1 protein-coding gene is annotated in these 265 nt (G+C 55.5%); it reads right to left on the bottom strand.

The window, feature by feature from the left end:
• Window positions 1–265: NrfD/PsrC family molybdoenzyme membrane anchor subunit (gene nrfD / locus CVH10_RS21330; RefSeq protein ID WP_181244626.1), on the bottom strand; the 265-nt coding region annotated here is incomplete at both ends.

Genomic DNA, 265 nt, shown 5'->3' with positions numbered 1-265 from the left:
AGATGCCGGAGAAGAGGAACAGCACCGGCAGGATCGGGTTATTGAGGAACGGATACGATTTCAGCGCCGACAGCAGAAAGCCGGTATAAGCCCCCAACAACACCGCCAGCACCAGCATCAATGTTTCCAGTCCGCGATGAACGGGCGTCAGCAGGCTCAGAACCTTTTGCACGATCCCCAGCTTCGGCAACCAGCGTTGTTGCAGGGCAAGCAAATCATGTTCAAAGATTTTCGCCAGCCACAGCACCAGCACCACCATGTAGAG

The organism is Halomonas sp. ND22Bw (genome assembly GCF_003011945.1).
GTDB classification, from domain to species: Bacteria; Pseudomonadota; Gammaproteobacteria; order Pseudomonadales; family Halomonadaceae; genus Halomonas; species Halomonas halophila.
This window is presented reverse-complemented; position numbering and strand designations above follow the sequence as displayed.